A 24,638-nucleotide genomic window follows, 5' to 3' on the forward strand; every position below is an offset into this window, starting at 1 on the left:
GCGAGCGCAGCGAAGCAATCCAGCGCAATGACGAACTAATTTGACCGCTGCGTAGGGTGGGCAAAGGCGCACCGCGCAGCGCGCGGGGAGGCGTGCCCACCGTTTCTTGCGCTGTTGTTGCCGATAAACGGTGGGCACGCGACGCCTGCGGCGTCGCTTTGCCCACCCTACGAAGCGATGACGACTTGATCATCCCGCCGTCAGCAGCGGAATCGCCTCGTCGCGTTCGTAGAGATAGAGCAGGCAGCGCAGCGCGTCGCTGCGCGGGCCCTTGAGCTTCGGATCCTCCTTCAGGATGCGCAGCGCCTCGTCGCGCGCCTGGGTGATCAGCTGGGCATGCACCTCGGGACGGGCGATGCGATAGCCGGGCAGGCCGCTCTGGCGGATGCCGAGCACATCGCCTTCGCCGCGCAGCTTGAGATCCTCCTCGGCGATGCGGAAGCCGTCGGTGGTCTCGCGGATGACGGCGAGCCGCGCCTTCGACATCTGTCCGAGCGGCTCGTGATAGAGCAGGATGCAGGTCGAGGCCTCCGAGCCGCGGCCGATGCGGCCGCGCAGCTGGTGCAGCTGGGCGAGGCCGAAGCGCTCGGCATTCTCGATCACCATGATGCTGGCCGCCGGCACGTCGACGCCGACCTCGACCACGGTGGTCGCGACCAGCAGGCGGAGCTCATGGGCCGCGAACCGGCCCATGACGTCGTCCTTCTCGCTGCCCTTCATCTTGCCGTGGACGAGGCCGACCTTGTCGCCGAAGCGCTCGCGCAGGCTCTCGAAGCGGTCGGTCGCGTTGGTCAGGTGATCGGTGCCCTCGGCCTCGGATTCCTCGACCAGCGGGCAGATCCAGTAGACGAGCTTGCCGCCATCGAGCGCGCGGCCGACGGCGTCGATGACCTCGCCGAGCCGGGTGTCGGCCACCGCGCGGGTGTCGATCGGCTGCCGGCCGGCCGGCTTCTCGCGCAGCTCGGAAATGTCCATGTCGCCGAAATAGGTCAGCACCAAGGTGCGCGGGATCGGCGTCGCCGACAGCACCAGCACGTCGACGGCCTCGCCCTTGGAGGTCAGTGCCAGCCGCTCGCGGACGCCGAAGCGATGCTGCTCGTCGACGATGGCAAGCGCCAGCGATTTGAACACGACGTCGTCCTGGATCAGCGCGTGGGTGCCGATGAGGATGTCGATCTCGCCGGCCTCGAGACGGGCGAGGATGTCGCGGCGCTCCTTGCCCTTCTCGCGGCCGGTCAGGATGGCGACCCGCATCCCGGCGCGCTCGGCCAGCGGCGCGATGGTCTTGGCATGCTGGCGCGCCAGGATCTCGGTCGGCGCCATCAGCGCGGCCTGCTTGCCGGCCTCGGCGACGGCAGCAGCCGCCAGCAGCGCCACCACCGTCTTGCCCGAGCCGACATCGCCCTGCAGCAGCCGCAGCATGCGCACCGGCTTCTCCAGGTCCTCGGCGATCGCGACCATGGCTTGGGCCTGCGAGTTCGTCAGCGCGTAAGGCAGGGCGTCGATGATCCGGTGGCGCAGGTGGCCGTCGCCGGCATGGCGGTTGCCGGCGGGGCGGCGCAATTGCGCCCGCACCAGCGCCAGCGCCAATTGGCCGGCGAGCAGCTCGTCGAAGGCGAGTCGCGACCAGAACGGGTTCTCCGGGAGGATGTCCGTCAGTTCCTGCGGGACATGCACCCGCGTCAGCGCCTCCTTCAGCGGCGGGAAGCCGCAGCGGCTGAGCACCTCGGGGCTGATCCATTCCGGCAGGTCCGGCAGCTTGGTCAGCGCCAGAGCGATCGCGCGGCGCAGCGAGCCGAGCGCGAGGCCTTCGGTCAACGGATAGACCGGGTCGATTCCTGACAGCTTGGCAAAGGCGGCTTCGTCCAGGATCGGGTGGGGATGAACGATCTGCGGGATGCCGTCATACATCTGGACGGTGCCGGAGACGTAGCGCTTGGCGCCGACGGGAAGGATCTTCTCGATGTAGTCGCCCTTGGGCCGGAAGAACGTCAGCACGACGTCGCCGGTCTCGTCGCTGGCATAAACCAGATAGGGGGCGCGCGCGTTCCGCGACGGACGGTGTCGGTCGACCGTGACCTCCAGCGTCACCATGGTCCCGGCCGCGGCCTCGCGCACCTTGGGCCGGTGGCGGCGGTCGATCACGCTGGCCGGCAGATGCAAGAGCAGGTCGACCAGGCGCGGCGTGTCGCTGCAGCTGAGCAGGTAGCGCAGCAGCTTGTCCTGCTTCGGCCCGACCCCCGACAGGGTCGTGACCGGCGCGAACAGCGGATTTAGGACGGCAGGGCGCATGGACGAACACTTAAAGCGGTTTGAAAGCCGGAATAGCCGTAACCGTCGCGACATCCACCTCTTTTTTCACCGGTTTCTGGCGGGACGGACATGCCGGTTCTGCGGCCGTAAGGGCTGACACGGGCCCCGCGCGCCGCTATATCGAACCGCGCCCGGCACCGTCCGGGCTTTCGGCGTTGTACTGCAGGGATACCGCGATGACAGGGACCACCCGATCGAGCCAAGGCCTAGACGACCGCCGCAAGCGGCTGCTGTTCCGCTGCTGGCATCGCGGCACCCGTGAAATGGACCTGATTCTGGGTCGTTTTGCCGATTCGGAGATCGGGACGCTGGCTGAGAGCGAGTTGGCCGAGCTCGAGCTGCTGCTCGAAATTCCGGACCCGGATTTCTATGCCGCCGTGACCGGCGCCCGGCCGCTGCCGCCCGAGCAGGCCGGCGCGCTGTTCGCGCGCATCAAGGCCTTCCGTGCCGTGGATGCCGATTGATGAAGAGCCCGGTCAAGTCGCCTGCCGAGCACCTCGCGCCGGGACGGGCGCTCACGCTCGCCAACGTCACGGAGGGGGCGGAAGGCCTCGTCGTGTCGGACCTCGCGCGTGCCGTGGCGGCCAAACCGAAACCGCCGGCGGTCAGCCTCGCGGTGGTCTGCCGTGACGGCGCGCGGATGCAGCAACTGGCGCGGGCGCTCGACTTCTTCGCGCCGGATCTCCCGATCATGCAGTTTCCCGCCTGGGACTGCCAGCCCTACGATCGCGTCTCGCCGCATGGCGGCATCCTGGCCCAGCGCGTGACCACCCTGGCGCGGCTGTCGCGGCTGGCCGGCAGCGACAAGCCGCTGATCGTGCTGACCACGGTCAATGCGATCGTGCAGCGCGTGCCCGCGCGCGACACCATGGCGGGGCAGGCGCTGTCGGTGGCACCCGGTCACGTCGTGCCGATGGATTCCGTCGTCGCCTGGCTCGAGCACAATGGCTACAACCGCGCCTCGACGGTGCGCGAGAGCGGCGAATATGCCGTCCGCGGCGGCATCCTCGATCTGTTTCCGGCCGGCCTCGACCAGCCGGTGCGCTTCGACTTCTTCGGCGACTCGCTGGAGTCGATCCGCACCTTCGATGCCGAGACTCAGCGCACGATGCTCGACATGCGCGCGCTCGACCTGGTGCCGGTGTCGGAATTCCAGCTGGTCACCGACACCATCCGCCGTTTCCGCATGGGCTACGTCGCCGAGTTCGGCGCGCCCGAGCGCGACGATGCGCTGTACGAGGCCGTCAGCGAAGGCCGGCGCTATCCCGGCATGGAGCACTGGCTGCCGCTGTTCCACGACAAGATGGAGACGCTGTTCGACTATCTGCCGAACACGCCCATCGTGATCGAGCCGCAGGGCGAGGACGCCGCGCGCGAGCGGTTCAAGCAGATCATCGACTATTACGACGCACGCCGCGAGGCGATGGAGCATCCCGGCGGCGGCGCGATCTACAAGCCATTGACGGTCGACCGGCTGTATCTGACCGCGAGCGAATGGGCTGAAAGGCTCGGCGCCGTACCGCTGGCGCGTCTGACGCCGTTCGCGGTACCCGAGGATGCCGGCGTCGTCGACATCGGCGCCCGCGCGGGGCGCAACTTCGCCCCCGAGCGTAACGACGCCGCGGTCAACGTGTTCGAGGCCGTGGTGGCGCATGTGCAGGCGCTGCAGTCGGTGCGCAAGAAGGTCGTCATCGCGCTGTGGAGCGAAGGCTCGCGCGACCGCATGGCGAGCATGCTGCGGGATCACAAGCTGATCCACGTCACCAGCGTCAACACCTGGCGCGTGGTGCAGGCGACCCCGCGCAACGAGACCATGCTGGCGCTGCTGGGGCTGGAGTCCGGCTTCGAGACCGACCAGATCGCGGTCATCTCCGAGCAGGACATTCTCGGCGACCGGCTGGTGCGGCCTCGCAAGGCGAGCCGCAAGCTCGACAACTTCATCTCGGAGGTCACGAGCCTCGGCGTCGGCGACATCGTCGTCCATGTCGATCACGGCATCGGCCGCTTCGTCGGCCTGCAGACGCTCGAAGTCGCCGGCGCGCCGCATGACTGTCTCGAATTGCGCTATGCCGGCGAGACCAAGCTGTATCTGCCGGTCGAGAACATCGAGCTGTTGTCGCGCTACGGCTCCGACCAGACCAATGTCGAGCTCGACAAGCTCGGCGGCTCGGGCTGGCAGACGCGCAAGGCCAAGCTGAAGAACCGCATCCGCGAGATGGCCGGCGAGCTGATCAAGATCGCGGCCGAGCGCATGCTGCACGAGGCGCCGAAGCTGCCGGTGCAGGCCGGAGTCTATGACGAGTTCTGCGCCCGCTTCCCCTATGACGAGACCGAGGACCAGCTCGCCGCGATCCAGGCGACGCTCGGCGATCTCGAATCGGGGCGTCCGATGGACCGGCTGATCTGCGGCGACGTCGGCTTCGGCAAGACCGAGGTGGCGCTGCGCGCGGCGTTTGCTGTGGCGCTTGACGGCAAGCAGGTCGCGGTGGTCGTGCCGACCACCTTGCTCGCGCGCCAGCACGCCAGGACTTTCACCGACCGCTTCCATGGCTTCCCGGTCAACGTGGCGCAGGCGTCGCGGCTGGTGTCGACGAAGGAGCTCAACCAGGTCAAGAAGGGGCTCACCGACGGCTCGATCGACATCGTCGTCGGCACCCATGCGCTGCTCGGCAAGGCGATCAAGTTCCGCGACCTCGGCCTCTTGATCGTCGACGAGGAGCAGCATTTCGGCGTCAGCCACAAGGAGCGTCTGAAGCAGCTGCGCGCCGAGGTGCACGTGCTGACCTTGTCGGCGACACCGATCCCGCGCACGCTTCAGCTCGCATTGAGCGGCGTGCGCGAATTGTCCATCATTGCCTCGCCGCCGGTCGATCGTCTGGCGGTGCGCACCTTCGTGGCCCCACATGATCCCGTGATGATCCGCGAGGCCTTGCTGCGCGAGCGTTATCGCGGCGGCCAGGCGTTCTATGTGGTGCCGCGCATCGACGATCTCGCCGAGGTCAAGGAGTTCCTTGACAAGACCGTGCCCGAGATGAAGGTCGCGGTCGCGCATGGCCAGATGGCGCCGACGATCATCGAGGACATCATCTCGGCGTTCTACGACGGCAAGTTCGATATCCTGCTGTCGACCACGATCGTGGAATCCGGCCTCGACATTCCCCGCGCGAACACCTTGATCGTGCACCGCGCCGACATGTTCGGCCTCGCCCAGCTCTATCAGCTGCGCGGCCGTGTCGGCCGCGCCAAGCTGCGCGCCTATGCACTGTTCACCTTGCCGTCGACGCACAAGATCAGCGCCCAGGCCGAAAAGCGCCTCACCGTGCTGCAGTCGCTGGAGACGTTAGGGGCCGGCTTCCAGCTCGCGAGCCACGACCTCGACATCCGCGGCGCCGGCAACCTCCTCGGCGACGAGCAGTCCGGCCACATCAAGGAGGTCGGCTTCGAACTCTACCAGTCGATGCTGGAGGAGGCGATCGAGAACCTCAAGGCCGGCGTCACCGAACCGACCGTCGACCGCTGGTCGCCGCAGATCACGATCGGCATGCCCGTGCTGATCCCGGAGGACTACGTCTCCGATCTCTCGGTGCGGCTGTCGCTGTATCGCAGGCTCGCCGATCTCGAGACCGACGACGAGATCGAGAGCTTCGCCGCCGAGCTGCGCGACCGCTTCGGCAAGCTGCCGGACGAGACGCGCTATCTGTTCAAGGTCGCCGCGATCAAGAACTACTGCCGCCGGGCCAATGTCGAGAAGGTCGATGCCGGCCCGAAGGGCGCCGTCATCGCCTTCCGCGACAACAGCTTCGCCCATCCTGACCGCCTCGTCGCCTTCATCAAGCGCCACGGCCAGGCCGCCAAGGTGCGCCCCGACATGAAGGTGGTGTTCCTGCAGGTTTGGGAGACGCCGGAGGAACGCCTCGCCGGGACCACCGACATCCTCAAGGAGCTTGCCGAGCTCGCGGAAAAGAAGAAGGCGGCGTAGGAGCGGCTATCGCTGCTCGCTGAAGTTACCGGGTCAGCTGGACAAGCGTTTGTTCAGCCACGCCTTATCGCAGCTGCCAGCCGAAATGCAGCGCGAGGCTGGCGATCACGAAGACTGAGACGATCGCGACCACGCTCACCCAGTCGGTCTCATCGCGAGATTGTGGGTTTTGCATCGCGCCATACTCCGCTTCGTCAGACGCCCCCTAGTCCATCAGCGTGATGGCACCACACGAGTAGGGCAAATGCGCGATCTCGAGATGCAAGTATTGGGTTGAGATCGTGACCAAGCGGGAGACAAGGTCCCGTATCAGTAGATGCGAATACGCGCTCATTGCGTAGGGTGGGCAAAGCGGCCGCCGTCAGGCGGCAGCGTGCCCACCGTCGATCAACGTGCTCAGCAGCGAGATGGTGGGCACGGCGCTATCCGCGATCTCGCATGTGGTAACACCGTGTATGCGCCTTTGCCCACCCTACGGACCACGACTCGTAGTTCGTGTATGTCCTCGGGCTGCCCAAAGCCTCAAGACGCCGCGCGGTGCGGCTCGCCGTAGACCCGGGCCAGGAGGCTGCGGGCCGTGTCGCCTTGCTGCAGCGCGGCGACGGTGACGGTGGGTTCGATGCGCGTGTCGCGTTTGCCATGCGAGGTATGGCGCATCACGCTCGACAGCCGCCGCGCGATCGCATGCGCCGAGCGCAGATCGGTCTCGGCGAACACGACGACGACCGAGCCGTTGTCCTCATGGGTGCCGAAATCCATCCGCCGCATCAGCCGGCTGATGATGCGCGCGCCGTCATACTGGGCGCGCGGATTGACGGGGTCGAAGGCGAAGCGTGCGACGGCAAGGCCGCCGCCGCTCTTCTGGGTCTGACTGACGGCGGTGGCGAAGTCACGGGCGAATGCGGTGCGCGTCAGCAGGCCGGTGTGCGGGTCGAGCATGCCGCCGGCTTCGATCGCGCGCAGAGTTCTGTTGAGCCTCGCCTCGAAAGCGTGCTGCCGGATCAGGGGCAGAGCGCTCATCGCTATCAGCGCGGGATCGCCGGCGATGATCTCGAGGTTGGCGAGCTCCTGCATCGGCGCCGGCTGATTGGCGGTGACGACGACGGCAATATTACGGAAGCGCGTGTCCTCGGCGAGCACCGCCAGGAAGGCGTCGACGACGCGGGGTGAGAAGCCTTCGCCCAGCACGATGCCGTCGATGTCGCGGCTCGACAGGTGCTTGGCGGCGGCCTCGATGCTCAAGGCGCCGACGACGGCGATGCGCTCGCCGAGGGCAACCGACAGCGCAGGAAAGGAGGCGCCACGCCCGAGCAGCAGCACGGTCGCGTCGTCGAGCGGATTTGTGTCGGGCAGCGTCGCGCCGTCGGTCTTCTTCTCGGCGAGACGGCGCAGCACCGTCGTGTGCAAGGTGCGGACGCGCAGCGCGGCGCGCAGCCGCGCCGTCAGTCGGTCGCTGTTGTCGCTGCCGTGCATGGGGATGGCATTTTCGGGCAGCGCCACGCCGGCCGGCGCGATGGCGATCAGCGGAACATAGGGCTTGCGCGCGCCGACATGGCGCGAGAATGCCGCGACGTCCGCTGCGGCGGCGCCGTCCATCACGGCAAGCACCGCCGCGGGTTGCAGCCGGGACATCGCATTGACCGCGTCGGCCCAGCGGGCCTCGACCGAGGGGAGGATTTGCGCCACCGCGAGGGCCGCTGACAGCGAAGGCCGCGTAGACGTGGAGACGATGAGAAGCGGGCCTTGTTGGGACATCCAGGGGAACTCAGGATACGCTGATGACAACGCGTAACCCTAGGTCCCTCGCGTTAACGCGGCGTCAACACTGTTCCAAGTTACCGGTTCCACATTGCCCATGACCGGGCCGCCGCATCGGCGGCGTCAGCCGCCCGACCCCGCGCGATCGCGGAAGGCCTCGACCATCAGCGGATTGAGCCCGAGTTCGGCCAGCGCCTCGCGCGCGCGGGCATTGTCCATCGCGCGCCCGGCGAGCCGGTGCCCGCTGAGCCGGTCAGGCAGCGCCGTCAGCAGTGCCCCCTGGCCGAGCCGCCGCGACCATTCGTGGAGGTCCTGTGCCAGGAAGCGGTAGCCGCCCACGGCCATCACGCCCGCCGGCGGCGCCGTGATCGAGATGGTGTCCTGGGCGCGGTCGAGGCGGACGGCATATTCGGTGTCGACGTAATCGCGCGGCGGCGCCGGCATCAGCGAGTCGCTCGGCTGCGATGGCGGCGCGTAGGCCGCGAGCACCACCATGGGCCCGCGCAGGCCGAGCGTGCCCTTCGGCGTCACCAGGACCTCGCCGGCGATCGACGATCCCGGTTGCTCGCGCGGTGCGCCCTGGCGTCCCGGCTTGACCGGACCCGCTCCGCCGTCGGCCGAGGTGCGGCGCACGGCGAACAGGCCGGCTTCGCCGAACAGATAGACGTCGGTCAGCTCGATGTCGCGCGTCTTCCAGGCGGGACTGGAGGCCACCTGCTCGGGCGCGCGCCACAGCCCGAGCACGTAGCGCAGGTTCGGCAGCCGGGCCGCGAGATCGTTGTCGTCGAGGCGCAAGGCGAGCTGTGCCGGTGCGATCAAGGTATCGCACCCGAGCTCTGCGAGCTGCTGCTCCAGCGCGTCGGCATCGAACGGGTGGTGCAGGGCGAGGCTGCCGCCGGACAGCAGCCACGTCACCACCGAGGCGGCGAGCCCTGCGAAGGATGACGGCAGGAATGCCGACATCATGTTCACGCCTTGCGGCAGGTCGCTTTCGAGCGAGATTGCGAGTCCGCCTGCGATCAGGCTGAGATGGGTACGTGGCACCGCACGGAAGCCTTCGGCGGTCACGTCGAACGATACGATCGCGGCCTTGCGGCCGTCGGGCATCAGCCCCCGCGTCGTGCGCGACGGCTTGGCCATGGAGTGGTCGAGCGAGAACATGCCCTCGGGCAGATCGTTGCCGAAGCCGCAGACGTGACGGATGGAGAACGCCTCGGCCGCGGCGTTCATCGCCAGATCGGCATGGCTGACGCCGTCGATCTTGGACATCGTGACGATGGCCCGCGCGCTGGTGCGGTTCAGCGCCGCCACCAGCTCCGACTGCCGCCACAGCAGCGGCAACACGGCCACGACCAAACCTGCACGATGCGCTGCGAGCACCGTCAGCACGAACTCGATCGTGTTGGGCAATTGCACCGCGATCACCGAATGCGCGGGAAGTCCGGCGTCGATGAAGTGCGCAGCCAGCGCCGAGATGGCGCGATCGGCTTCGGCATAGGTCAGGCGCAGCGGCGGCCGCCCGGTGATGCGCTGCTTGTTGATCGGATCGATCAGCGCGACCGCATCCGGCTTGCGCGCCAGGATGCGTTGAAACAACGCGTCGAGCGTCGGCGACGTATTGGCCTGATTCACCTGTTGCCCCGTACTTTCACGGACCCGGCCACGACCAATTGCCCCGATTGGTCACTTCTGTGCCGGCTCCGGCCGCTGCCACCAGCTCTCCGGGAGCGCTCCCGTCAAAGCCGTCCTCTTTGGCCGTTCTATACGATTCCACCGCGCAATCCATTCCTCGGCGGCGTTGAGCACTGGAATAGCGTAGAACCCGGCCATCAGGGTACGGTCCAATGCGCGAACCGTCGAGATAAATTCGGGCCTGTCGCGAGCGCGCAACAGCGCGGCGATCATGGCATCGATGGCCGGATCCTTGGAGCCCATGTAGTTCCTAGTTCCCGTCCGGTCGGCCGCCTCGGTGCCCCAGTAGAACGCCTGCTCATTCCCGGGCGACAGCGACTGATCCCAGCGGTTCTGGATCATGTCGAACTCGAAGCTGAGCCGGCGCTGGTCGAACTGGACGGGATCGACGACCCTGATCGATGCGCTGACGCCTGCGCGCTTGAGGCTGCCGGCATAGGCCAGTGCGATCCGCTCCTGATCGCGGGTCGTGACGAGGATCTCGAATGCGAGCGGTACCTGCGTCGCCCGGTGCCGCAACAGGCTGCCGTCGAAGCCGTAGCCGGCCTCGGACAGCAGATCGAGCGCGGCCTTCAGCGTGGCGCGATCGCGGCCCGAACCGTCCGATGTCGGCAGACGGTAGCTGCCATCCATGATGTCGGCCGGGATCTGCGCCGCGAACGGCCCCAACAGCTCACGCTCGGTGGCGTCAGCCGGGCGTCCATAGGCGGAAAGCTCGGAGCCGGCGAAAAATCCGCCGCTGCGGCGGTAGAGCCCGAAGAAATAATTGCGGTTGATCCATTCGAAATCGAACAGCAGCGTGAGCGCGCGACGCACCTTCACGTCGGCAAACACCGGGCGCCGTGTGTTGAACACCAGGAACTGTGACGGCTGCGGCATTCCCGAGGTGAAGCTGTCCCGGATGACCTCGCCACTGCGCGCGGCCGGGAAATCGTAGCCGTCGTGCCAGCGCAGCGGCTCGTTCTCGACCCGGAAGTCGTAGAGCCCACGCTTGAAGGCCTCGAACTGGCCGTTGGCCTCGCGATAGTAATCGAGCCTGACCTCATCGAAGTTCCACAATCCGCGGTTGACCGGCAGGTCGCGGCCCCAATAATCCGGATTGCGGGTGAGGGTGACGCTCGATCCCGGCCGCACCGCCGTGACGCGATAGGGTCCGGAGCCGACCGGGGCGGTCATCGTGGTGTCCTCGAAGCTCGCGGCGTCGGTCGCGTGCTTCGGGAGGATCGGCATCAGGCCGAGAATCAGTGGCAGCTCGCGATCCTCCGCGCCGCCGAAATCGAAGCGGACCGTCAGGGGATCGAGCACCTCAGCCCTGGCCACCTTGGCGTAGAACTGCCGGTGGTTGGGGCGGCCGTGATCGCGCAGCAGCGCGAAGGAGAACGCGACATCCTCGGCCAGCACCGGCCGGCCGTCGGAAAAGCGGGCGCGGGGATCGAGGCGAAACGTGACGTAGGTCCTCCTGTCGTCGGTCTCGACGCTTCTCGCCAGGAGCCCGTACAGCGTGAAAGCCTCGTCATTGCCGCGGGTGAGCAGGCTTTCAACCACATAGGTGCGGATCTGCTGCACTGCGACACCGCGGACGATGAACGGGTTCAGGCTGTCGAAGGTGCCGAGCAGCCCCCAGACCAGACGGCCGCCCTTGGGGGCATCGGGATTCGCGTACGGCATGTGCTGGACGTCGGCCGGCAATGCAGGATTGCCGTGCATCGCGATTGCCGCAGTTTCGGCAGCATCCGCGCCGGATATGTAGACCGGCGGCAACAATGCCAGAATCACGGCGCTCCATCGCATCGCCGCGCTGAACATCCGCTGCAACATCAGGATCAGGGCGCAAGCGCTTGATTCGGAACAGGTCACGACAGGCTTTTAACACAGGCCCGCCGGCGTTAGATCGCGACCATGTCGTGGTCTCGCGGCATTGATCTTTCCGCGCACCGCGTTATGAAAGCGGGCGATTGAGTTACGGCGGCAACGCCTGTCACTTAACCGCCTCATTTCCTGAGGAGACAGCCGCTTCAACGGCTTGGTGTGGCGCCTTTGGCGGTCTCGGGCGCTGCCGTTCAGAAAGGGTTTTCCGCAATGAATTTCCGTGACTTGGCCTCGCCGGTTGGGCCGCGTGGGCGGCTCTTCGCTCTGCTGGCGGTCACCGCGCTGGCTGTTCCGTTCGCTTCGGCCGCGCAAGCGCAGCAGGCTCCGGGCGCGCCGAAGGCGAAGGCGCCAGCTGCCGCTCCCAAGGCTCCCGCTCCGGCCGCGCAGGCCCCTGCCACCCCTCCCGCCGGCGGCCAGGCTCAGGCTCCGCAGGCACAAGAGATGCCGCAGCTGATCTACGCGCCCTGGACCAAGTTCTGCCTGAAGGGGCAGGACGCCAATGCCAAGCAGGTCTGCTTCATCGGCAAGGACGGCCGCATCGAATCCGGCCAGCCTGTGGTTGCTGCCGTGATCATCGAGCCCGAAGGCGAGCCGAAGAAGATCCTGCGCGTGACCCTGCCGCTCGGCATGCAGCTGCAGCCCGGCACCCGCATTGTGGTCGACAACAATCAGCCGCTGCAGAGCGGCTACGTCATCTGCTTCCAGAACGGCTGCATGTCGGACTACGAGGCGACCGCGGATTTCCTGGCCAGCCTGAAGAAGGGCCAGAACCTGTATGTCCAGGCGATCAACTCGAACGGGACCGCGCTGACGCTGCCGCTGCCGCTGCAGGAAGGCAACAGCAGCTTCGCCAAGGCCTATGACGGCCCGCCGACCGATCCGAAGCAGTTCGAAGAGACGCAGAAGAAGCTGCAGGAAGAGCTGCAGAAGCGCGCCGAGGAGCAGCGCAAGAAGCTCGAGCAGACCCAGCCCGGCCAGCCGCAAGCCGGCAAATAAAGCAGGCCCCGAACAACGAAGGCGCTCCGATCGGAGCGCCTTTTTCGTTTGGCAGTTGTATTGAGCTGGCCGTGAAGTCGCTGGCCGCAACAGCAGGCGGATCGCGGGTTCGTCAGTTCAAGAGCGGATTGCGTGGACGATAGCCGCCGGACTTGTCCTTGATGAAGATCTCTGCAACCTGCGAGTGCCGGATCGGCTCGCCAGTGTCATCAGGGACGAGGTTCTGTTCGGAGACGTAGGCGACGTATTCGGATTCCGCATTCTCCGCCAGCAGGTGGTAGAACGGCTGGTCCTTGTGCGGCCGAACCTCCTCCGGGATCGACAGCCACCACTCCTCGGTGTTGTTGAACTCCGGGTCGATGTCAAAGATCACGCCCCGGAACGAGAACACCCGATGCCGGACGATCTGGCCGATCTGGAACTTGGCGGTACGCGCTTTGATCATTCTAGTCGAATAGACCAGGACCGGGAGCGATGCTAGTGCCCCCGGGGGCGATTTGATCCAGACCGTCCGATTCCCGCAATGCCCTTGGGTCGCAGATCCGGCCCGCACGGGGCCGTCATTCCGAGGCCCATGTTCGACATTCTCAATCTGGCCCTGCCGTATTTCGGCGTCGTTTTCATAGGCTTCGCCTGCGGTAAATGGAAGAGGCTGCCCGAGGCCGGGCTGTCCTGGATGAACTTCTTCCTGCTGTACGTGTCGCTGCCCGCGCTGATGTTCAACCTCATCGCGCGCACGCCGTTTGCGGAGCTGAGCAACCCTCCCTTCCTGGTTGCAACGACGCTCGCGACGATGCTCACCTTCACCTTGGCGCTCGTGCTCGGCAAGGTGATTGGCCGGCTGTCCCTGCGTGAGGCCACCATGGCCGGGCTCGCCGGCGGCTACGGCAACATCGGCTACATGGGGCCGGGGCTTGCGCTCGCGGTGCTCGGGGCCAAGGCTGCGGCGCCGACGGCGCTGATCTTCTGCTGCGACAGCATCTTCCTGTTCTCGATCGTGCCGCTGCTCGTGGAACTCACCGAACGCGATCATGCCTCGCTCGCGCACGCGCTCCGCACCGTGCTGCGTCAGATTCTGCAGAACCCGCTCATCATGGCGACCAGTGCCGGCATCGTGGCAGCGGCAATCCAGTTCCATCCGCCGGCGGCGATCGAGCGCACCTTGCAGTTTCTGCAGAATGCCGCCGCGCCGACCGCGCTGTTCGCCTTGGGCGTGACCGTGGCGCTGCGTCCGTTCGAGCGGCTGCCGTGGGAGGTGCCGGTTCTCACGGTCGTGAAGCTCGTGGTCCACCCGCTGCTGTCGTTCGGCCTGATGGTGCTGTTCGGACCGTTCGCGCAGCCCTGGGCGGCAACCGCAGTGCTGATGGCGGCACTGCCGCCGGCGCTCAATGTGTTCGTGATCGCGCGCCAGCATGACAGCTGGATCGAGCCGGCCTCGGGCGCGGTGCTGATCGGCACCTTCGCCTCGGTCGTCACCCTCACCAGCGTGATGTGGCTGATCCAGAGCGGCCGGCTCGTCTTTCCGTGAACGCGTTCAGCCGGCCCCGCGGGCCGCCCGCCAGGACGGCGCAAGCCCCTCGCGCATGGCAAGCCGTCGCAGCGGACCGATGCCGCCGATCAGATGCATGCCGACCGCGCGCAGCGACTGCATCGGCAAGAGATCGCTGAGCAGGGAGCGGTTGGCGACGTCGATCGCGAAGGTGCGGCTCAGGATGTCGGCGCGCCGCGCCGCGCCGTAGCGTGAGAGCACCTGCGGCGCACCGGGATCCTCGCCGGCCGCTCTGGCCCCGCGCACGACGTCGGCAATGTCGATGCCGTCGCGCAAGCCGAGGTTCAGTCCCTGCGCGCCGATCGGCGGCACCACATGCGCGGCCTCGCCGATCAGGGCGATCCGGTTCTGGGCGTAACGGTGCGGCCGTTCGATCGCGAGCGGAAACAGATGGCGGCCGGGCTCGACACGCACGCGGCCGAAGATCGAATGCGATTGCCGCTCGGCGGCCGCGGACAGCGCGTCGTCATCGAGACCAAGCAGCCGGTCGGCCTCTTTCGGTGCGGCGACCCAGACGACGCTGCAGCGATCGCCCGGCAGCGGCACGAATACGCACGGTCCCTGAGGCGTGTGGAATTCCGTCGACACGTTGTGGTGCGGCCGCGCGTGGCTGATGTTGAAGGTCAACGCCGCCTGCTGCAACGTCCGCCGGCTCACGCCGATGCCTGCGGCCTCGCGGCAGAGCGAATGCCGGCCGTCCGCACCGACCACGAGCCGCGCAGTGAGCACGCGGCCGGATGCGCTCGTGACTGTCACGCCGTCGCCAGCGCTGCGGACGCTTTCGGCGTCCTCGGCGATCCGCACCAGTCCGTCGATCTCGCTTGCGCGCTGTTCCAGCGCCTCGACCAGCACAGCATTCGCGACGTTGTAGCCGAATACGTCCAGCCCGATCTCGTCGGCAACGAAGCGGACCTCAGGCGCCCGGATCAGGCGCCCGGTATCGTCGACGAGCCGCATCGCCTTCAAGCCGGCGGCACGATCGCGGCACGATGCCCAGACGCCGAGCTCGTCGAGGAAGTCGACCGAGCCGCCGAGCAGGGCGGTGGTGCGGTTGTCAGCATAGGGCGCCTGGCGGGCAATGAGTGCCGTCCTGGCCCCCGTCTGCGACAGGGCGATGGCGGCTGCGAGCCCGGCGGGCCCGCCACCGACGACGATGACATCGAAGCTGGCGTCTGCGTTGGTCATGCCGGAACATTTGACCTTCCTGCAGGCTTTTTCAAGGGTCATGCGGATGGCTGCGCGGCGCATCGCCGCAATCGGCGATATGCAATCGGCCGCGATTCCTGATAGCACTGGATCTGCATGGATCAGTTGAGACCAGAGAGCCCGGCATCAGCCACGCGGGTGCGTCGCGCCGCCGCGTTTTCGGTGCACGTCTTCACCGCGCTCGGTGCCGGCGTTGCGCTGCTCGCGATGCTCGAGGCCGTGCGTGAGCATTGGACGGCGATGTTCTGGTGGCTCGGCGTTGCGCTGATCATCGACGGCGTCGACGGACCGCTGGCACGCCGGCTCGATGTCGTCCATGTGCAACCGGACTGGTCGGGCGACGTGCTCGATCTCGTGGTGGACTTCACGACCTATGTGTTCGTGCCGGCCTATGCGATCACGGCGAGCGGCATGCTGCTGCCGTTGGCGGCCCCCCTGATCGGCGTCGGCATCACGGTGACGGGCGCGCTGTATTTTGCCGACCGCCGCATGAAGAGCGACGACAATCATTTTCGCGGCTTTCCGGGCCTCTGGAACATCGCGGCCTTCTACCTGTTCCTGCTGCATCCGTCGCCGTTGCTGGCGACGCTGGGCCTCGCGATCCTGATCGCGCTGACTTTCGTGCCCTTCCATGTCATCCATCCGGTGCGCGTCGAACGGCTGCGCTGGCTGACACTGCCGCTCGTCGCCCTCTGGGGCGTTCTGGTCATCGATGCGCTGTCGAGGAATTTTGCCGTGGGTCCGATCGTGACGGCGCTGTTGTGCGCGATCGGCCTCTACATCGTCGCGAGCGACTCCGCGATCCGCCTGTTGAGATCCTTGAAAGCATGATCGACCTTCTGACCAGTCCCGAAGCATGGGCCGCGCTGCTGACGTTGACCGCGCTGGAAATCGTTCTCGGCATCGACAACGTCATCTTCCTGTCGGTGATCACCTCGCGCGTTCCCCAACCCCAGGCCGCACGCGCCCGGCAGATCGGTCTCGCGCTGGCCTTGATCTTCCGCATCGTGCTGCTCAGCGTCCTGGTCTGGCTGATCGGACTGACGCAACCGGTGGTGTCCATCCGCGGTCTGGGCTTCTCCTGGCGCGACCTCATCCTGATTGGCGGCGGCCTGTTCCTCATCGCCAAGGCCACGCATGAGATCCATGCCGAGGTCGAGGCGCGCGAAGACGACGGGCCGCAGGGTGGTGGCGCGAACAAATTCTTCTGGGTGATCCTGCAGATCATCGTGATTGATCTCGTGTTCTCGCTGGACTCGATCATCACCGCGATCGGCATGGCCCAGGATCTCGAGATCATGATCGCCGCGGTCATCATCGCGGTCGCCATCATGTACGTGTCCTCGGGACCGGTCGCGCGTTTCGTGGCGAACCATCCGACCACCAAGATGCTGGCGCTCGCCTTCCTGGTGCTGATCGGTGTCGCGCTGGTGGCCGACGGCTTCGAGTTCCACATCCCGCGCGGCTACATCTACTTCGCGATCGTCTTCGCCCTCGCAGTCGAGGCCTTCAACGTGATGGCATCGCGCAACCGCAGGAAGCGCAACGGCTGAGTTGACAAGGAGGGCCCGATCGCCTTCGCTTTTGTTGCCATCTGCGCATTGCGCGCGGACCGCGGTCAGGCTCGTTCGACGGGGCCGAGTGTCCGATGAGAATCAGGTAATTGTCGAAGGTTGTTGGGTCGGATTCTCGAGATGCGGCCCCAGAGCGTCCGAAAGGGAGATCGCGGGATGGCCAAGGCGGTGCGCGTGCACAAGGTGGGAGGCCCGGAGGCGCTCGTCTATGAGGCGGTGGATGTTGCCGCGCCCGGTCCCGGCGAGGTGCGCATTCGCCAGCACGCGATCGGGCTGAACTTCATCGACGTCTACTATCGCACCGGCCTGTACAAGGCGCCGAGCCTGCCCTTCATCGCCGGCAACGAGGCGGCCGGCGAGGTCATCGCGGTCGGCCCCGGCGTGACAAATTTCCATCCCGGCGACCGTGTCGCCTACTACGAGAATCTCGGCGGCTACGCCACCGAGCGCAACATCGCCTGGCAGCGCCTCGTCAAGCTGCCCGACCACATCACCTATGAGCAGGGCGCGGTGCTGATGCTCAAGGGCCTGACGGTCTGGTATCTGCTGCATAAGACGTTCAAGGTCGAGCCGCATCATCGCGTGCTGATCCATGCCGCGGCGGGCGGCATCGGCCTATTGGCCTGCCAGTGGGCACGGGCGCTCGGTGCGCATGTCATCGGCACGGTCGGCTCGAAGGCCAAGGCCGATCTCGCGCTCGCCAACGGCTGCGACCACGTCATCCTCTACAACGAGGAGGACTTCGTGGCCCGCGTCAAGCAGGTCAGCCGGGGCGAGCTGTGCGACGTGGTCTATGACGGCGTCGGCAAGTCGACCTTTCCGGGCTCGCTGTCCTGCCTGAAGCCGCGCGGCCTGTTCGTCAGCTTCGGCAATGCGTCGGGGCCGGTGCCGCCATTCTCGATCGCCGAGCTCAACAGTCACGGCTCGTTGTTCGCGACCCGGCCGAAGCTGAACGACTATATCGGCAAGCGCTCGGAGCTGCTGGATGGCGCCGATACGCTGTTCTCCGCGATCATCAGCGGCAAGCTGCACGTTCCCATCAATCACGCCTACGCACTGAAGGACGCGGCGAAAGCTCATGCCGATCTGGAGAGCCGGGCCACCACAGGGGCGTCGATCTTGAAGCCGTGATCGGCGCGTGGTGAGCCAGCGCTGCTGATCCCCGCCTCGCGTCTCTAAGCCTCGTCCTGGGCCGTTGCAGCATGACCGGCCGCGCGGCGCCAGAGCGCCGCATCAGGCTGAGCCGCCGCCGTCCGTTCGATCCGAGCCGGAGCGAGGCTGTCTTCTCCGTCGCGCCAGGCCCGCTCGCGGTCGGGAACGTCGAGTGCGAGGACGATACCCTGATTCAGCTCATAGAGGTCTGAGGCGAGGCCGGTGCTGTCGAGGGCCGCCCTCAGCGCGTCCTGGACCAGGGCTCGGAGCGCGGCGTGCGGCGCCGAGACCGGGACGTCGACATCGCGCCCGGTCATCGCTTGCGCGCAGGCACGCCGGTCGAACGACGCATGCCCGCGGCAGGCAAGGGGGCGTGCCGGATGAATGATACAGCCGCCGCGGACCACGAACGGGCAGGGCTGACGCAGCTTCATCCGCGCGGTCTCGCTCAAGCCCCGCGTCGCGCGATTGGCGAGCTTCACCCGGCGCGACAGCAGGCCCAGTCCCGTTGCGGGCATGCGCTCGTCGATCTGACGGACATAGCGCGCCAGCAGAAATATCTCCGGTGCGGTCGCCGTGACGCGCAGCGCGCAGCAGGAGGGACATCCCTTGGCGCAGGCGAGGGCAGGCAGATGCGACGTCTGGGCCTCGATGTTGGCTTCGAACAGGTCGAACGCCCGGTCGGCGAGCATGTCCGTCAAATTCCGCGATGCCGACGATGACGCCAGAAGCGAGCTGAAGATCCGCTGCAGTCCGATGAACGCCGCTTCGCTCAAGATTGTCCTCCGATGCCGCGCACGCACGAAACGCCATCGACCGCGGTGCTACCCGGGCACCGCGGTCGACAAGGATGGGGCAGAGAGGACGCTCGCTGCCCCGTCCAGAGAGCGCCTGGGTTCAGGCCGCGACGTCCTTGAGGATCGCTTCGAAACACGGGCGGGGAATACGGAAAAAGCCGCGGCCGCCTGCAAAGGTCTGATAATGCGGACGCGCCATGTCGAGCAGCCGCTCGTACCATTCGTTGGCGGTCAGGCTGGCCGGCTTCTCGCCGATCGAGTTGATGTCAGAATTCGGAAAGAAGCGGACGTGAATCAGCACTTCCTCAGTGGCGGCGGCCGGCGCGATGTGGCTCCCGGTGTCTTCGACGGGCCGCACCCGAGCCAGATTGTCTTTCGCCATTCTTGCATCTCCTTTGTGGTGCCGACCTCGTTGTCGGCGGAATGATCATCAGCTTGGTCCCGGCAAGCCTCTTTCCTCCGAGCTGATCACATTCCCGTACAACGTTATATCTAGGGTGATATAACGTAAGTCATCGGATCGCAGGTGTTCGGCCGGGCCAAGATCGGCGTTCATTGGGGCGGGTGTCTTTGATTTAAGTCAATCGGGGCGGAGATCGCGTCGAAGTCTGGAAAACCAGACGCGATGCGGATAGATTCCGTCATCATGGCTTCCCGTCTGCGCATCGGTGTCTTCTGCCCCTACGACAATCATGGTCTCGGCCACCCCTCCGCCATCCAGGCCGAAACCGATCTGGTCCTGAAGGCCGAGGCGCTCGGCTTCGACGAGGCCTGGATTTCCGAGCATCATTTCGACGCGGGCAGCTCCAGCCCGTCGATCTTCGCGCTGCTCGGCTATCTCGCCGCCCGCACGGCGCGGATCCGGCTCGGCACGGCCGCCGTGCTGCTGCCGTTCCGTCCGCCGATCGAGGTGGCCGAGGACATCGCCACGATCGACATCCTCAGTGGTGGGCGGTTCGATTTCGGCGTCGCGCGAGGCGGGCCGTTTCCTGAACAGAACCGGAATTTCGGCGTTTCGTCCGACGACGCGCGGCCACGCATGCTGGAGGCGCTGCATCTGATCCAGCGTCTTCTGGTCGAGGATGAGGTCTCCCACCAGGGCCGGTACTTCCATGTCGATCGTCTGCAATTGACGCCGCGCCCGCTCCAGCAGCCAGTGCCGACTTGGATCGCGTCAGCAAGCGAGGCCGCGCTCGACGACGCAGCGGCGCACGGCCATGGCCTGATGGCCGGGTTGACGTCGACCGTCGATGACGTCGCGCAGATGCTGCGGAGCTACCGGGAGCGGAACCGCAGCTCGGATCCGCGGCTCGTGGTGTCGCGCTTCTATTGCAGCGCGCCGACCCGGGACGCGGCGAACGCCGAGGCGGCTCCGTTCCTGCAGCAGTTCTTCGATCGCAGGCGGCAGCTGTCCGCGGGGCGTCACGCCGCGGTGCCGCCGATCAACATCGAGGGCTTCCTCGCACGGTCTCTGATCGGAAGTCATGACGAGGTCCGATCCAAGCTGGCCGAGCTTGCGGCGAGCGGAGCGCGCAGCGTGTTGCTGGTCCCAACCAGCGTGGATGCCACCCGACGCTGTGATCTGCTTGCGACGTTCCAGAGGCATATCCTGGAAGGCCGGCCGGACGGATAGATGCCCGCGCCGGCCTTCCTCGAACAAGCCGCTACGCGACGCAGCGCGCGGCGCCGGCCTTGGTCAGGATTCCATCCAGGGTGTCGATCATCGCTGTGATCTCGTCCCGGGTGACGTTGAGCGCCGGCATGAAGCGCAGCGCATCCGGTCGCGGCGCATTCAGGAGCAGGCCGAGCTCGAACGCGTGGGCGACGATCGACGGCGCGATCGGCCTGACGACGTCGAGCGCAAGCAACAGGCCTCGACCACGTACCTCGCCGAGGCCGTGTCGCGCCGAGATGCGCTGCAGCTCGCTTTCGAGATAGATGCCGTTATCGGCGATCGTCTTGAGAAACTCCGGCTTCTCGATGACATCGAGCACCGCAAGCCCGGCTGCGCACATCAGCGGATTGCCGTTGAAGGTGCCGCCCTGATCACCATGCTCGAAGCAGGACGCTTCGTCCGTCGCCAGCAAGGCAGCCAGAGGCACGCCGCCGCCGATGCCCTTGCCCAAGGTCATGATGTCCGGAAGGACATCGGCGTGCTCATAGCCGAACAGTTTTCCGGTCCTGCCCATGCCGGTCTGGATCTCGTCGACGATCAGCAGCAGCCCATGTTTCGTCGTGAGCGTCTGCAACTGCTGAAGAAACTTGGTCGTCGCCGGCCATACGCCGGCCTCGCCCTGGATCGGCTCCAGCATGATCGCAACCGTCTTGTCGGAGATCAGCGCCTCGACCGAGGCGATGTCGTTCAGGCGCGCCTTGGGAAAGCCCGGCACCTTCGGCTCGAACAGCGGCTCGAAGGCCTTCTTGCCCGAGGCTGACATCGTCGCCAGCGTGCGGCCGTGGAAGCCGCCCTCGAAGGTGATGATCTCATAGGCGCCGTTCTTGCGCAGAGCACCGTATTTGCGCGCCAGCTTGATGGCGCCCTCATTGGCCTCCGCGCCCGAATTGGTGAAGAACACCTGATCGAAGCACGAGCGCTCGGTGAGTGCCTTCGCCAGTTGCAGGCTCGTATCGTTGAAATAGGCGGGGCTCGGCGTGATCAACCGCGTAGCCTGGTCGGCAAGCGCCTTCGCAAGCTGGGGCGGGGCGTGGCCGAGCGCATTCACTGCCCAGCCCTGGATGAAGTCGAGATAGCGCCTGCCGTTGTCGTCCCACAGCCAGGAGCCCTTGCCCTGGACGAAGACGGTGCGCGGACGCGCCGTGATCTCCATCAGGGCGTCGTACGGATGGGGGACGGTCAGCATGTTCAAGTCTCCTATGCTCAGGGGGGAAGACGACGGGCCGAAAAGCGAGAAGGCCGCTCCTTTGCGGGAGCGGCCTTCTCGAAAACCAGGAGCTGATGAGTTAGCTGATCAGCAACGTCTTCGGACACGGCGCGCCCCGGCATCGTCACGGCGGTGACGACGGCAAACGGCGGCGCGGCGGTTGGTCCGGTTGAAGATCATGGGGCGGCCCCATACAGGTAAAACGCGACCGGTGTCAAGACGGCCGTCGGTCAGCCGTTGCGAGACTTGGTTGGGCACGGCGGCGTCGGAAGCGGGCAGCGGGCGATGAGCGGATGGGCTCAACTCAGCGGGGAAGCCATTTAGTTATAACTTTACCAAACATTTAGCGGCAGCGTTTACCTTGGCCCCCAACCTGAAATGCGAGCGCTCAGGACGAGCGATGTCGAACGCCCATCTCACGATCGCCGACGAAGTGCAGGCGGCGATTGCCACCGGCTCAGCCGAACGCTGCTCCGGCGTGGCCGAGCGGGTTGCATCCCTGTTCATCGCATCGGTGGGCAGCCTGGATGTCGAGCAGCATGCCCTGTTTACCGACGTCTTCGAGCGCCTCGTCAACACGATCGAGTTGCGCGCGCTGGCCGATGTCGGCGCGCGTATTGCGCTCGCCGAACTCAGCGCCCAGCTCGCGCCGGTGCCACAAGCACCTGTCGAGGTGATCCGGCGGCTGGCCCATCACGACGACATCACCGTGGCCGGGCCCGTGCTGTCGGAGTCGCCGCGGCTCAGCTCCGAGGATCTGGTCGAGATCGCCGAGACCCGCGGTGAGAAGCACCTGATCGCGATCGCCGGCCGCTGGTGGCTGCAGGAGATCGTCACCGATGCGCTGCTCGCGCGACGCTATCCGAGCGTGAGCCGAAAGCTGATGAAGAACCCGGGGGCGCGGGTGTCGCCGGCTGGGTTTGCGGCCGTCGTTGCCCAGGCCGCGGGCGATGCGGACCTCACGATCGCCGCCGGTATCCGGGCCGATCTTCCGGCAGCCCTGCGCAGGACGTTGCTGGAGGGGGCCACCGAGGCGGTCAGGGCCAGGCTGCTCGCGGCCGCGCCGCCGCATCTCTACGAGGAAATCCGCAGCGCGATCGCAGCAGCCGCGGCCGACGCGGAGCGGGACATGTCGCGTTGCCGTGACTTCGGCAGCGCCAAGCTGGCGGTCGGGCAGTTGAAGCAGACAGGCCGGCTGAACGAGGCGCTGTTGCAGGATTTTGCCCGCCAGCGGCGCTATACGGAAACGATTGCCGCCATCGCGGAGCTCGCAAAATGCAGCATCGAGCTGGTTAGGCCACTGATGCAGAGCCTGCGGAGCGACGGCATTCTGGTGCCGTGCAAGGCCGCCGGGCTCAGCTGGACCACTGTCGCGGCCATCCTCGATAGCCGGTTCGTCTCGGGCGCGACGAAGCCCGATGAGCTGACCAAACTCAAGAACAGATATCTCGAGCTGACGCCGGACGAGGCGCAACGCCTGCTCAAGCTGTGGAGCGTGAGGACCGGCTCCCCGGCAAACGGGAATTGACCCGACGCACGGATCAGAACCCTGCAACCGTTCCGTGCAGGTCGTATTCGTCGGCGCGGTCGATCTTGGCCGTCACGATCTCGCCGACGCGCAGGGGGCGACGGCTCGAGACGTAAACGGCCCCGTCGATGTCGGGCGCGTCCGCCTTCGAGCGGCCCTTGGCGACGGTCGGGCCGACCTCGTCGATGATGACCTGCTGACGGCTCCCGACCTTGCGCTTCAGCCTTCGCGCCGAGATCTTCTGCTGCCGTGCCATCAGCGCGTTCCAGCGCTCCTGCTTGACCTCGGCTGGGACCTGGTCGGGCAGGGCATTGGACGTCGCGCCAGCCACCGGCTCATACTTGAAGCAGCCGAGCCGATCGATCTCGGCCTCGTCCAGCCACTCCAGCAGATAGTCGAAATCCGCATCGGTCTCGCCGGGAAACCCGACGATGAAGGTCGAACGAAGCGCCAGATCTGGACATTGCGCGCGCCAGGCCTTGATCCGGTCCAGCGTCCTGTCCTGCGCGGCCGGCCGCCGCATCGCCTTGAGCACGTTCGGGCTGGCATGCTGGAACGGGATGTCGAGATAGGGCAGCACCTTGCCATCGGCCATGAGACCGATCACCTCGTCGACATGGGGGTAGGGATAGACGTAATGCAGCCGCACCCAGGCGCCGAGATCACCGAGCTCTCGGGCGAGATCGATGAAGCGTGCCCTGACGCTGCGGTCCTTCCAGGAGCTTTCGGCATATTTCAGGTCGAGCCCGTAGGCGGAGGTATCCTGCGAAATGACCAGGAGCTCCTTGACGCCGGCTTCGACCAGACGCTCGGCCTCCCGCAGCACGTCCGCGGCGGACCGCGACACCAGATCGCCGCGCAGCTTCGGGATGATGCAGAAGGTGCAGCGGTTGTTGCAGCCCTCCGAGATCTTCAGATACGCATAGTGGCGGGGCGTCAGCTTGACACCCTGCGGTGGAACCAGGTCGAGATGCGGGTTGTGCACCGGGGGGAGGGCCCGATGGACGGCGTCCAGCACGCTTTCATACTGCTGGGGCCCGGTGATCGACAGCACGCCGGGATAGGCCTGCTCGATCTGCTCCGGCTCCGCCCCCATGCATCCGGTGACGATGACCTTGCCGTTCTCGGCCATGGCCGAGCCGATCGCAGACAGCGATTCCTGCTTGGCACTGTCGAGGAAGCCGCAGGTGTTGACGATCACGACGTCAGCACCGTCATGCTTGCGGGCGAGCTCGTAACCCTCGGCTCGCAGCCGCGTGATGATGCGCTCGGAATCGACCAGCGCCTTGGGACATCCGAGCGAAACAAAGCTGATCTTGGGCGCCGAACCCTGCTGCATCCTG

Annotated in this window: 19 protein-coding genes; 9 read left to right on the plus strand and 10 right to left on the minus strand. The window is 66.5% G+C overall.

The window, feature by feature from the left end:
- Window positions 1-189: 189 nt before the first annotated feature.
- Window positions 190-2,292, minus strand: a complete 2,103-nt coding sequence (recG, locus tag LQG66_RS04825) for an ATP-dependent DNA helicase RecG (RefSeq protein WP_231323962.1) — start codon at window positions 2,290-2,292, stop codon at window positions 190-192.
- Window positions 2,293-2,489: 197 nt separating this feature from the next.
- Between recG and LQG66_RS04830 the strand changes: the two genes are divergently transcribed.
- A complete protein-coding gene (locus LQG66_RS04830) occupies window positions 2,490-2,777 on the plus strand; it encodes a succinate dehydrogenase assembly factor 2 (RefSeq protein ID WP_231323964.1) in 288 nt (95 codons plus the stop codon).
- Window positions 2,777-6,292: a transcription-repair coupling factor gene (mfd, locus tag LQG66_RS04835; protein ID WP_231323966.1), complete on the plus strand. Its 3,516-nt coding sequence runs from the start codon at window positions 2,777-2,779 to the stop codon at window positions 6,290-6,292. Before LQG66_RS04830 ends, mfd begins: the two co-directional genes overlap by 1 nt.
- Before the next feature lie 522 nt (window positions 6,293-6,814).
- Here mfd and LQG66_RS04840 read toward each other — a convergent pair.
- From LQG66_RS04840 to LQG66_RS04850, 3 genes are all read right to left on the minus strand, one after another.
- Window positions 6,815-8,047 carry a GGDEF domain-containing protein gene (locus LQG66_RS04840; protein WP_231323968.1) on the minus strand — a complete coding sequence of 411 codons (1,233 nt, stop codon included), beginning with the start codon at window positions 8,045-8,047 and terminating at the stop codon, window positions 6,815-6,817.
- Between the two features lie 126 nt (window positions 8,048-8,173).
- Window positions 8,174-9,682, minus strand: a complete 1,509-nt coding sequence (locus LQG66_RS04845) for an AMP-binding protein (protein ID WP_231323970.1) — start codon at window positions 9,680-9,682, stop codon at window positions 8,174-8,176.
- A 51-nt stretch (window positions 9,683-9,733) separates the two neighbouring features.
- Entirely contained in the window at window positions 9,734-11,560 is a 1,827-nt protein-coding gene (locus LQG66_RS04850; protein ID WP_231327693.1) for an extracellular solute-binding protein, read from the minus strand.
- Between the two features lie 261 nt (window positions 11,561-11,821).
- Between LQG66_RS04850 and LQG66_RS04855 the strand changes: the two genes are divergently transcribed.
- The gene (locus tag LQG66_RS04855) at window positions 11,822-12,607 is read left to right on the plus strand and encodes an invasion associated locus B family protein (RefSeq protein WP_231323972.1); all 786 of its coding nucleotides are present in this window, start codon (window positions 11,822-11,824) and stop codon (window positions 12,605-12,607) included.
- Window positions 12,608-12,719: 112 nt separating this feature from the next.
- Here the strand turns inward: LQG66_RS04855 and hspQ are convergent, their stop codons facing one another.
- On the minus strand, window positions 12,720-13,052 hold the full coding sequence (gene hspQ / locus LQG66_RS04860; RefSeq protein WP_172108970.1) for a heat shock protein HspQ: 333 nt from the start codon (window positions 13,050-13,052) through the stop codon (window positions 12,720-12,722).
- Window positions 13,053-13,181: 129 nt separating this feature from the next.
- Here hspQ and LQG66_RS04865 point away from each other — a divergent pair, with 129 nt between their 5' ends.
- Window positions 13,182-14,135 carry an AEC family transporter gene (locus LQG66_RS04865; RefSeq protein ID WP_231323974.1) on the plus strand — a complete coding sequence of 318 codons (954 nt, stop codon included), beginning with the start codon at window positions 13,182-13,184 and terminating at the stop codon, window positions 14,133-14,135.
- A 6-nt stretch (window positions 14,136-14,141) separates the two neighbouring features.
- Here LQG66_RS04865 and LQG66_RS04870 read toward each other — a convergent pair whose 3' ends face one another.
- Entirely contained in the window at window positions 14,142-15,341 is a 1,200-nt protein-coding gene (locus LQG66_RS04870) for a UbiH/UbiF family hydroxylase (RefSeq protein WP_231323976.1), read from the minus strand.
- A 117-nt stretch (window positions 15,342-15,458) separates the two neighbouring features.
- Here LQG66_RS04870 and pcsA point away from each other — a divergent pair, with 117 nt between their 5' ends.
- The 3 genes from pcsA (at window position 15,459) to LQG66_RS04885 (ending at window position 18,067) form a co-directional block, all read left to right on the plus strand.
- Window positions 15,459-16,193: a phosphatidylcholine synthase gene (gene pcsA, locus LQG66_RS04875; RefSeq protein WP_231323979.1), complete on the plus strand. Its 735-nt coding sequence runs from the start codon at window positions 15,459-15,461 to the stop codon at window positions 16,191-16,193.
- On the plus strand, window positions 16,190-16,915 hold the full coding sequence (locus tag LQG66_RS04880) for a TerC family protein (RefSeq protein ID WP_231323981.1): 726 nt from the start codon (window positions 16,190-16,192) through the stop codon (window positions 16,913-16,915). Before pcsA ends, LQG66_RS04880 begins: the two co-directional genes overlap by 4 nt.
- A gap of 177 nt (window positions 16,916-17,092) precedes the next feature.
- Window positions 17,093-18,067 carry a quinone oxidoreductase family protein gene (locus LQG66_RS04885; protein ID WP_231323983.1) on the plus strand — a complete coding sequence of 325 codons (975 nt, stop codon included), beginning with the start codon at window positions 17,093-17,095 and terminating at the stop codon, window positions 18,065-18,067.
- Window positions 18,068-18,111: 44 nt separating this feature from the next.
- Here LQG66_RS04885 and LQG66_RS04890 read toward each other — a convergent pair whose 3' ends face one another.
- Together LQG66_RS04890 and LQG66_RS04895 are read right to left on the minus strand one after the other, a co-directional pair.
- Window positions 18,112-18,864, minus strand: a complete 753-nt coding sequence (locus LQG66_RS04890) for a hypothetical protein (protein WP_231323985.1) — start codon at window positions 18,862-18,864, stop codon at window positions 18,112-18,114.
- A 121-nt stretch (window positions 18,865-18,985) separates the two neighbouring features.
- Window positions 18,986-19,267: a hypothetical protein gene (locus LQG66_RS04895; RefSeq protein WP_231323987.1), complete on the minus strand. Its 282-nt coding sequence runs from the start codon at window positions 19,265-19,267 to the stop codon at window positions 18,986-18,988.
- A 264-nt stretch (window positions 19,268-19,531) separates the two neighbouring features.
- Between LQG66_RS04895 and LQG66_RS04900 the strand changes: the two genes are divergently transcribed.
- Complete coding sequence (locus LQG66_RS04900) at window positions 19,532-20,518, plus strand: LLM class flavin-dependent oxidoreductase (protein WP_231323990.1); 987 nt, start codon at window positions 19,532-19,534, stop codon at window positions 20,516-20,518.
- Window positions 20,519-20,549: 31 nt separating this feature from the next.
- On the opposite strand, the gene LQG66_RS04905 is transcribed toward LQG66_RS04900, so the two are convergent.
- Window positions 20,550-21,746 (minus strand): acetylornithine transaminase, encoded by a 1,197-nt coding sequence (locus LQG66_RS04905; protein WP_231323992.1) that lies wholly within the window; start codon window positions 21,744-21,746, stop codon window positions 20,550-20,552.
- A gap of 421 nt (window positions 21,747-22,167) precedes the next feature.
- Between LQG66_RS04905 and LQG66_RS04910 the strand changes: the two genes are divergently transcribed.
- Entirely contained in the window at window positions 22,168-23,295 is a 1,128-nt protein-coding gene (locus LQG66_RS04910) for a DUF2336 domain-containing protein (RefSeq protein ID WP_231323994.1), read from the plus strand.
- Window positions 23,296-23,308: 13 nt separating this feature from the next.
- Here LQG66_RS04910 and rimO read toward each other — a convergent pair whose 3' ends face one another.
- Window positions 23,309-24,634, minus strand: coding sequence for a 30S ribosomal protein S12 methylthiotransferase RimO (rimO, locus tag LQG66_RS04915; RefSeq protein WP_231323996.1), 1,326 nt, complete (start codon window positions 24,632-24,634; stop codon window positions 23,309-23,311).
- Window positions 24,635-24,638: the final 4 nt, after the last annotated feature.

The organism is Bradyrhizobium ontarionense, from assembly GCF_021088345.1.
In the GTDB taxonomy this organism is placed as follows: Bacteria; Pseudomonadota; Alphaproteobacteria; order Rhizobiales; family Xanthobacteraceae; genus Bradyrhizobium; species Bradyrhizobium ontarionense.

Coding starts and splice junctions, on each gene's coding strand:
- recG (WP_231323962.1), bottom strand. CDS start 2,292: ATGCGCCCTGCCGTCCTAAATCCGCTGTTCGCGCCGGTCACGACCCTG.
- LQG66_RS04830 (WP_231323964.1), top strand. CDS start 2,490: ATGACAGGGACCACCCGATCGAGCCAAGGCCTAGACGACCGCCGCAAG.
- mfd (WP_231323966.1), top strand. CDS start 2,777: ATGAAGAGCCCGGTCAAGTCGCCTGCCGAGCACCTCGCGCCGGGACGG.
- LQG66_RS04840 (WP_231323968.1), bottom strand. CDS start 8,047: ATGTCCCAACAAGGCCCGCTTCTCATCGTCTCCACGTCTACGCGGCCT.
- LQG66_RS04850 (WP_231327693.1), bottom strand. CDS start 11,560: ATGTTGCAGCGGATGTTCAGCGCGGCGATGCGATGGAGCGCCGTGATT.
- LQG66_RS04855 (WP_231323972.1), top strand. CDS start 11,822: ATGAATTTCCGTGACTTGGCCTCGCCGGTTGGGCCGCGTGGGCGGCTC.
- hspQ (WP_172108970.1), bottom strand. CDS start 13,052: ATGATCAAAGCGCGTACCGCCAAGTTCCAGATCGGCCAGATCGTCCGG.
- LQG66_RS04865 (WP_231323974.1), top strand. CDS start 13,182: ATGTTCGACATTCTCAATCTGGCCCTGCCGTATTTCGGCGTCGTTTTC.
- LQG66_RS04870 (WP_231323976.1), bottom strand. CDS start 15,341: ATGACCAACGCAGACGCCAGCTTCGATGTCATCGTCGTCGGTGGCGGG.
- pcsA (WP_231323979.1), top strand. CDS start 15,459: ATGGATCAGTTGAGACCAGAGAGCCCGGCATCAGCCACGCGGGTGCGT.
- LQG66_RS04880 (WP_231323981.1), top strand. CDS start 16,190: ATGATCGACCTTCTGACCAGTCCCGAAGCATGGGCCGCGCTGCTGACG.
- LQG66_RS04885 (WP_231323983.1), top strand. CDS start 17,093: ATGGCCAAGGCGGTGCGCGTGCACAAGGTGGGAGGCCCGGAGGCGCTC.
- LQG66_RS04895 (WP_231323987.1), bottom strand. CDS start 19,267: ATGGCGAAAGACAATCTGGCTCGGGTGCGGCCCGTCGAAGACACCGGG.
- LQG66_RS04900 (WP_231323990.1), top strand. CDS start 19,532: ATGGCTTCCCGTCTGCGCATCGGTGTCTTCTGCCCCTACGACAATCAT.
- LQG66_RS04905 (WP_231323992.1), bottom strand. CDS start 21,746: ATGCTGACCGTCCCCCATCCGTACGACGCCCTGATGGAGATCACGGCG.
- LQG66_RS04910 (WP_231323994.1), top strand. CDS start 22,168: ATGTCGAACGCCCATCTCACGATCGCCGACGAAGTGCAGGCGGCGATT.
- rimO (WP_231323996.1), bottom strand. CDS start 24,634: ATGCAGCAGGGTTCGGCGCCCAAGATCAGCTTTGTTTCGCTCGGATGT.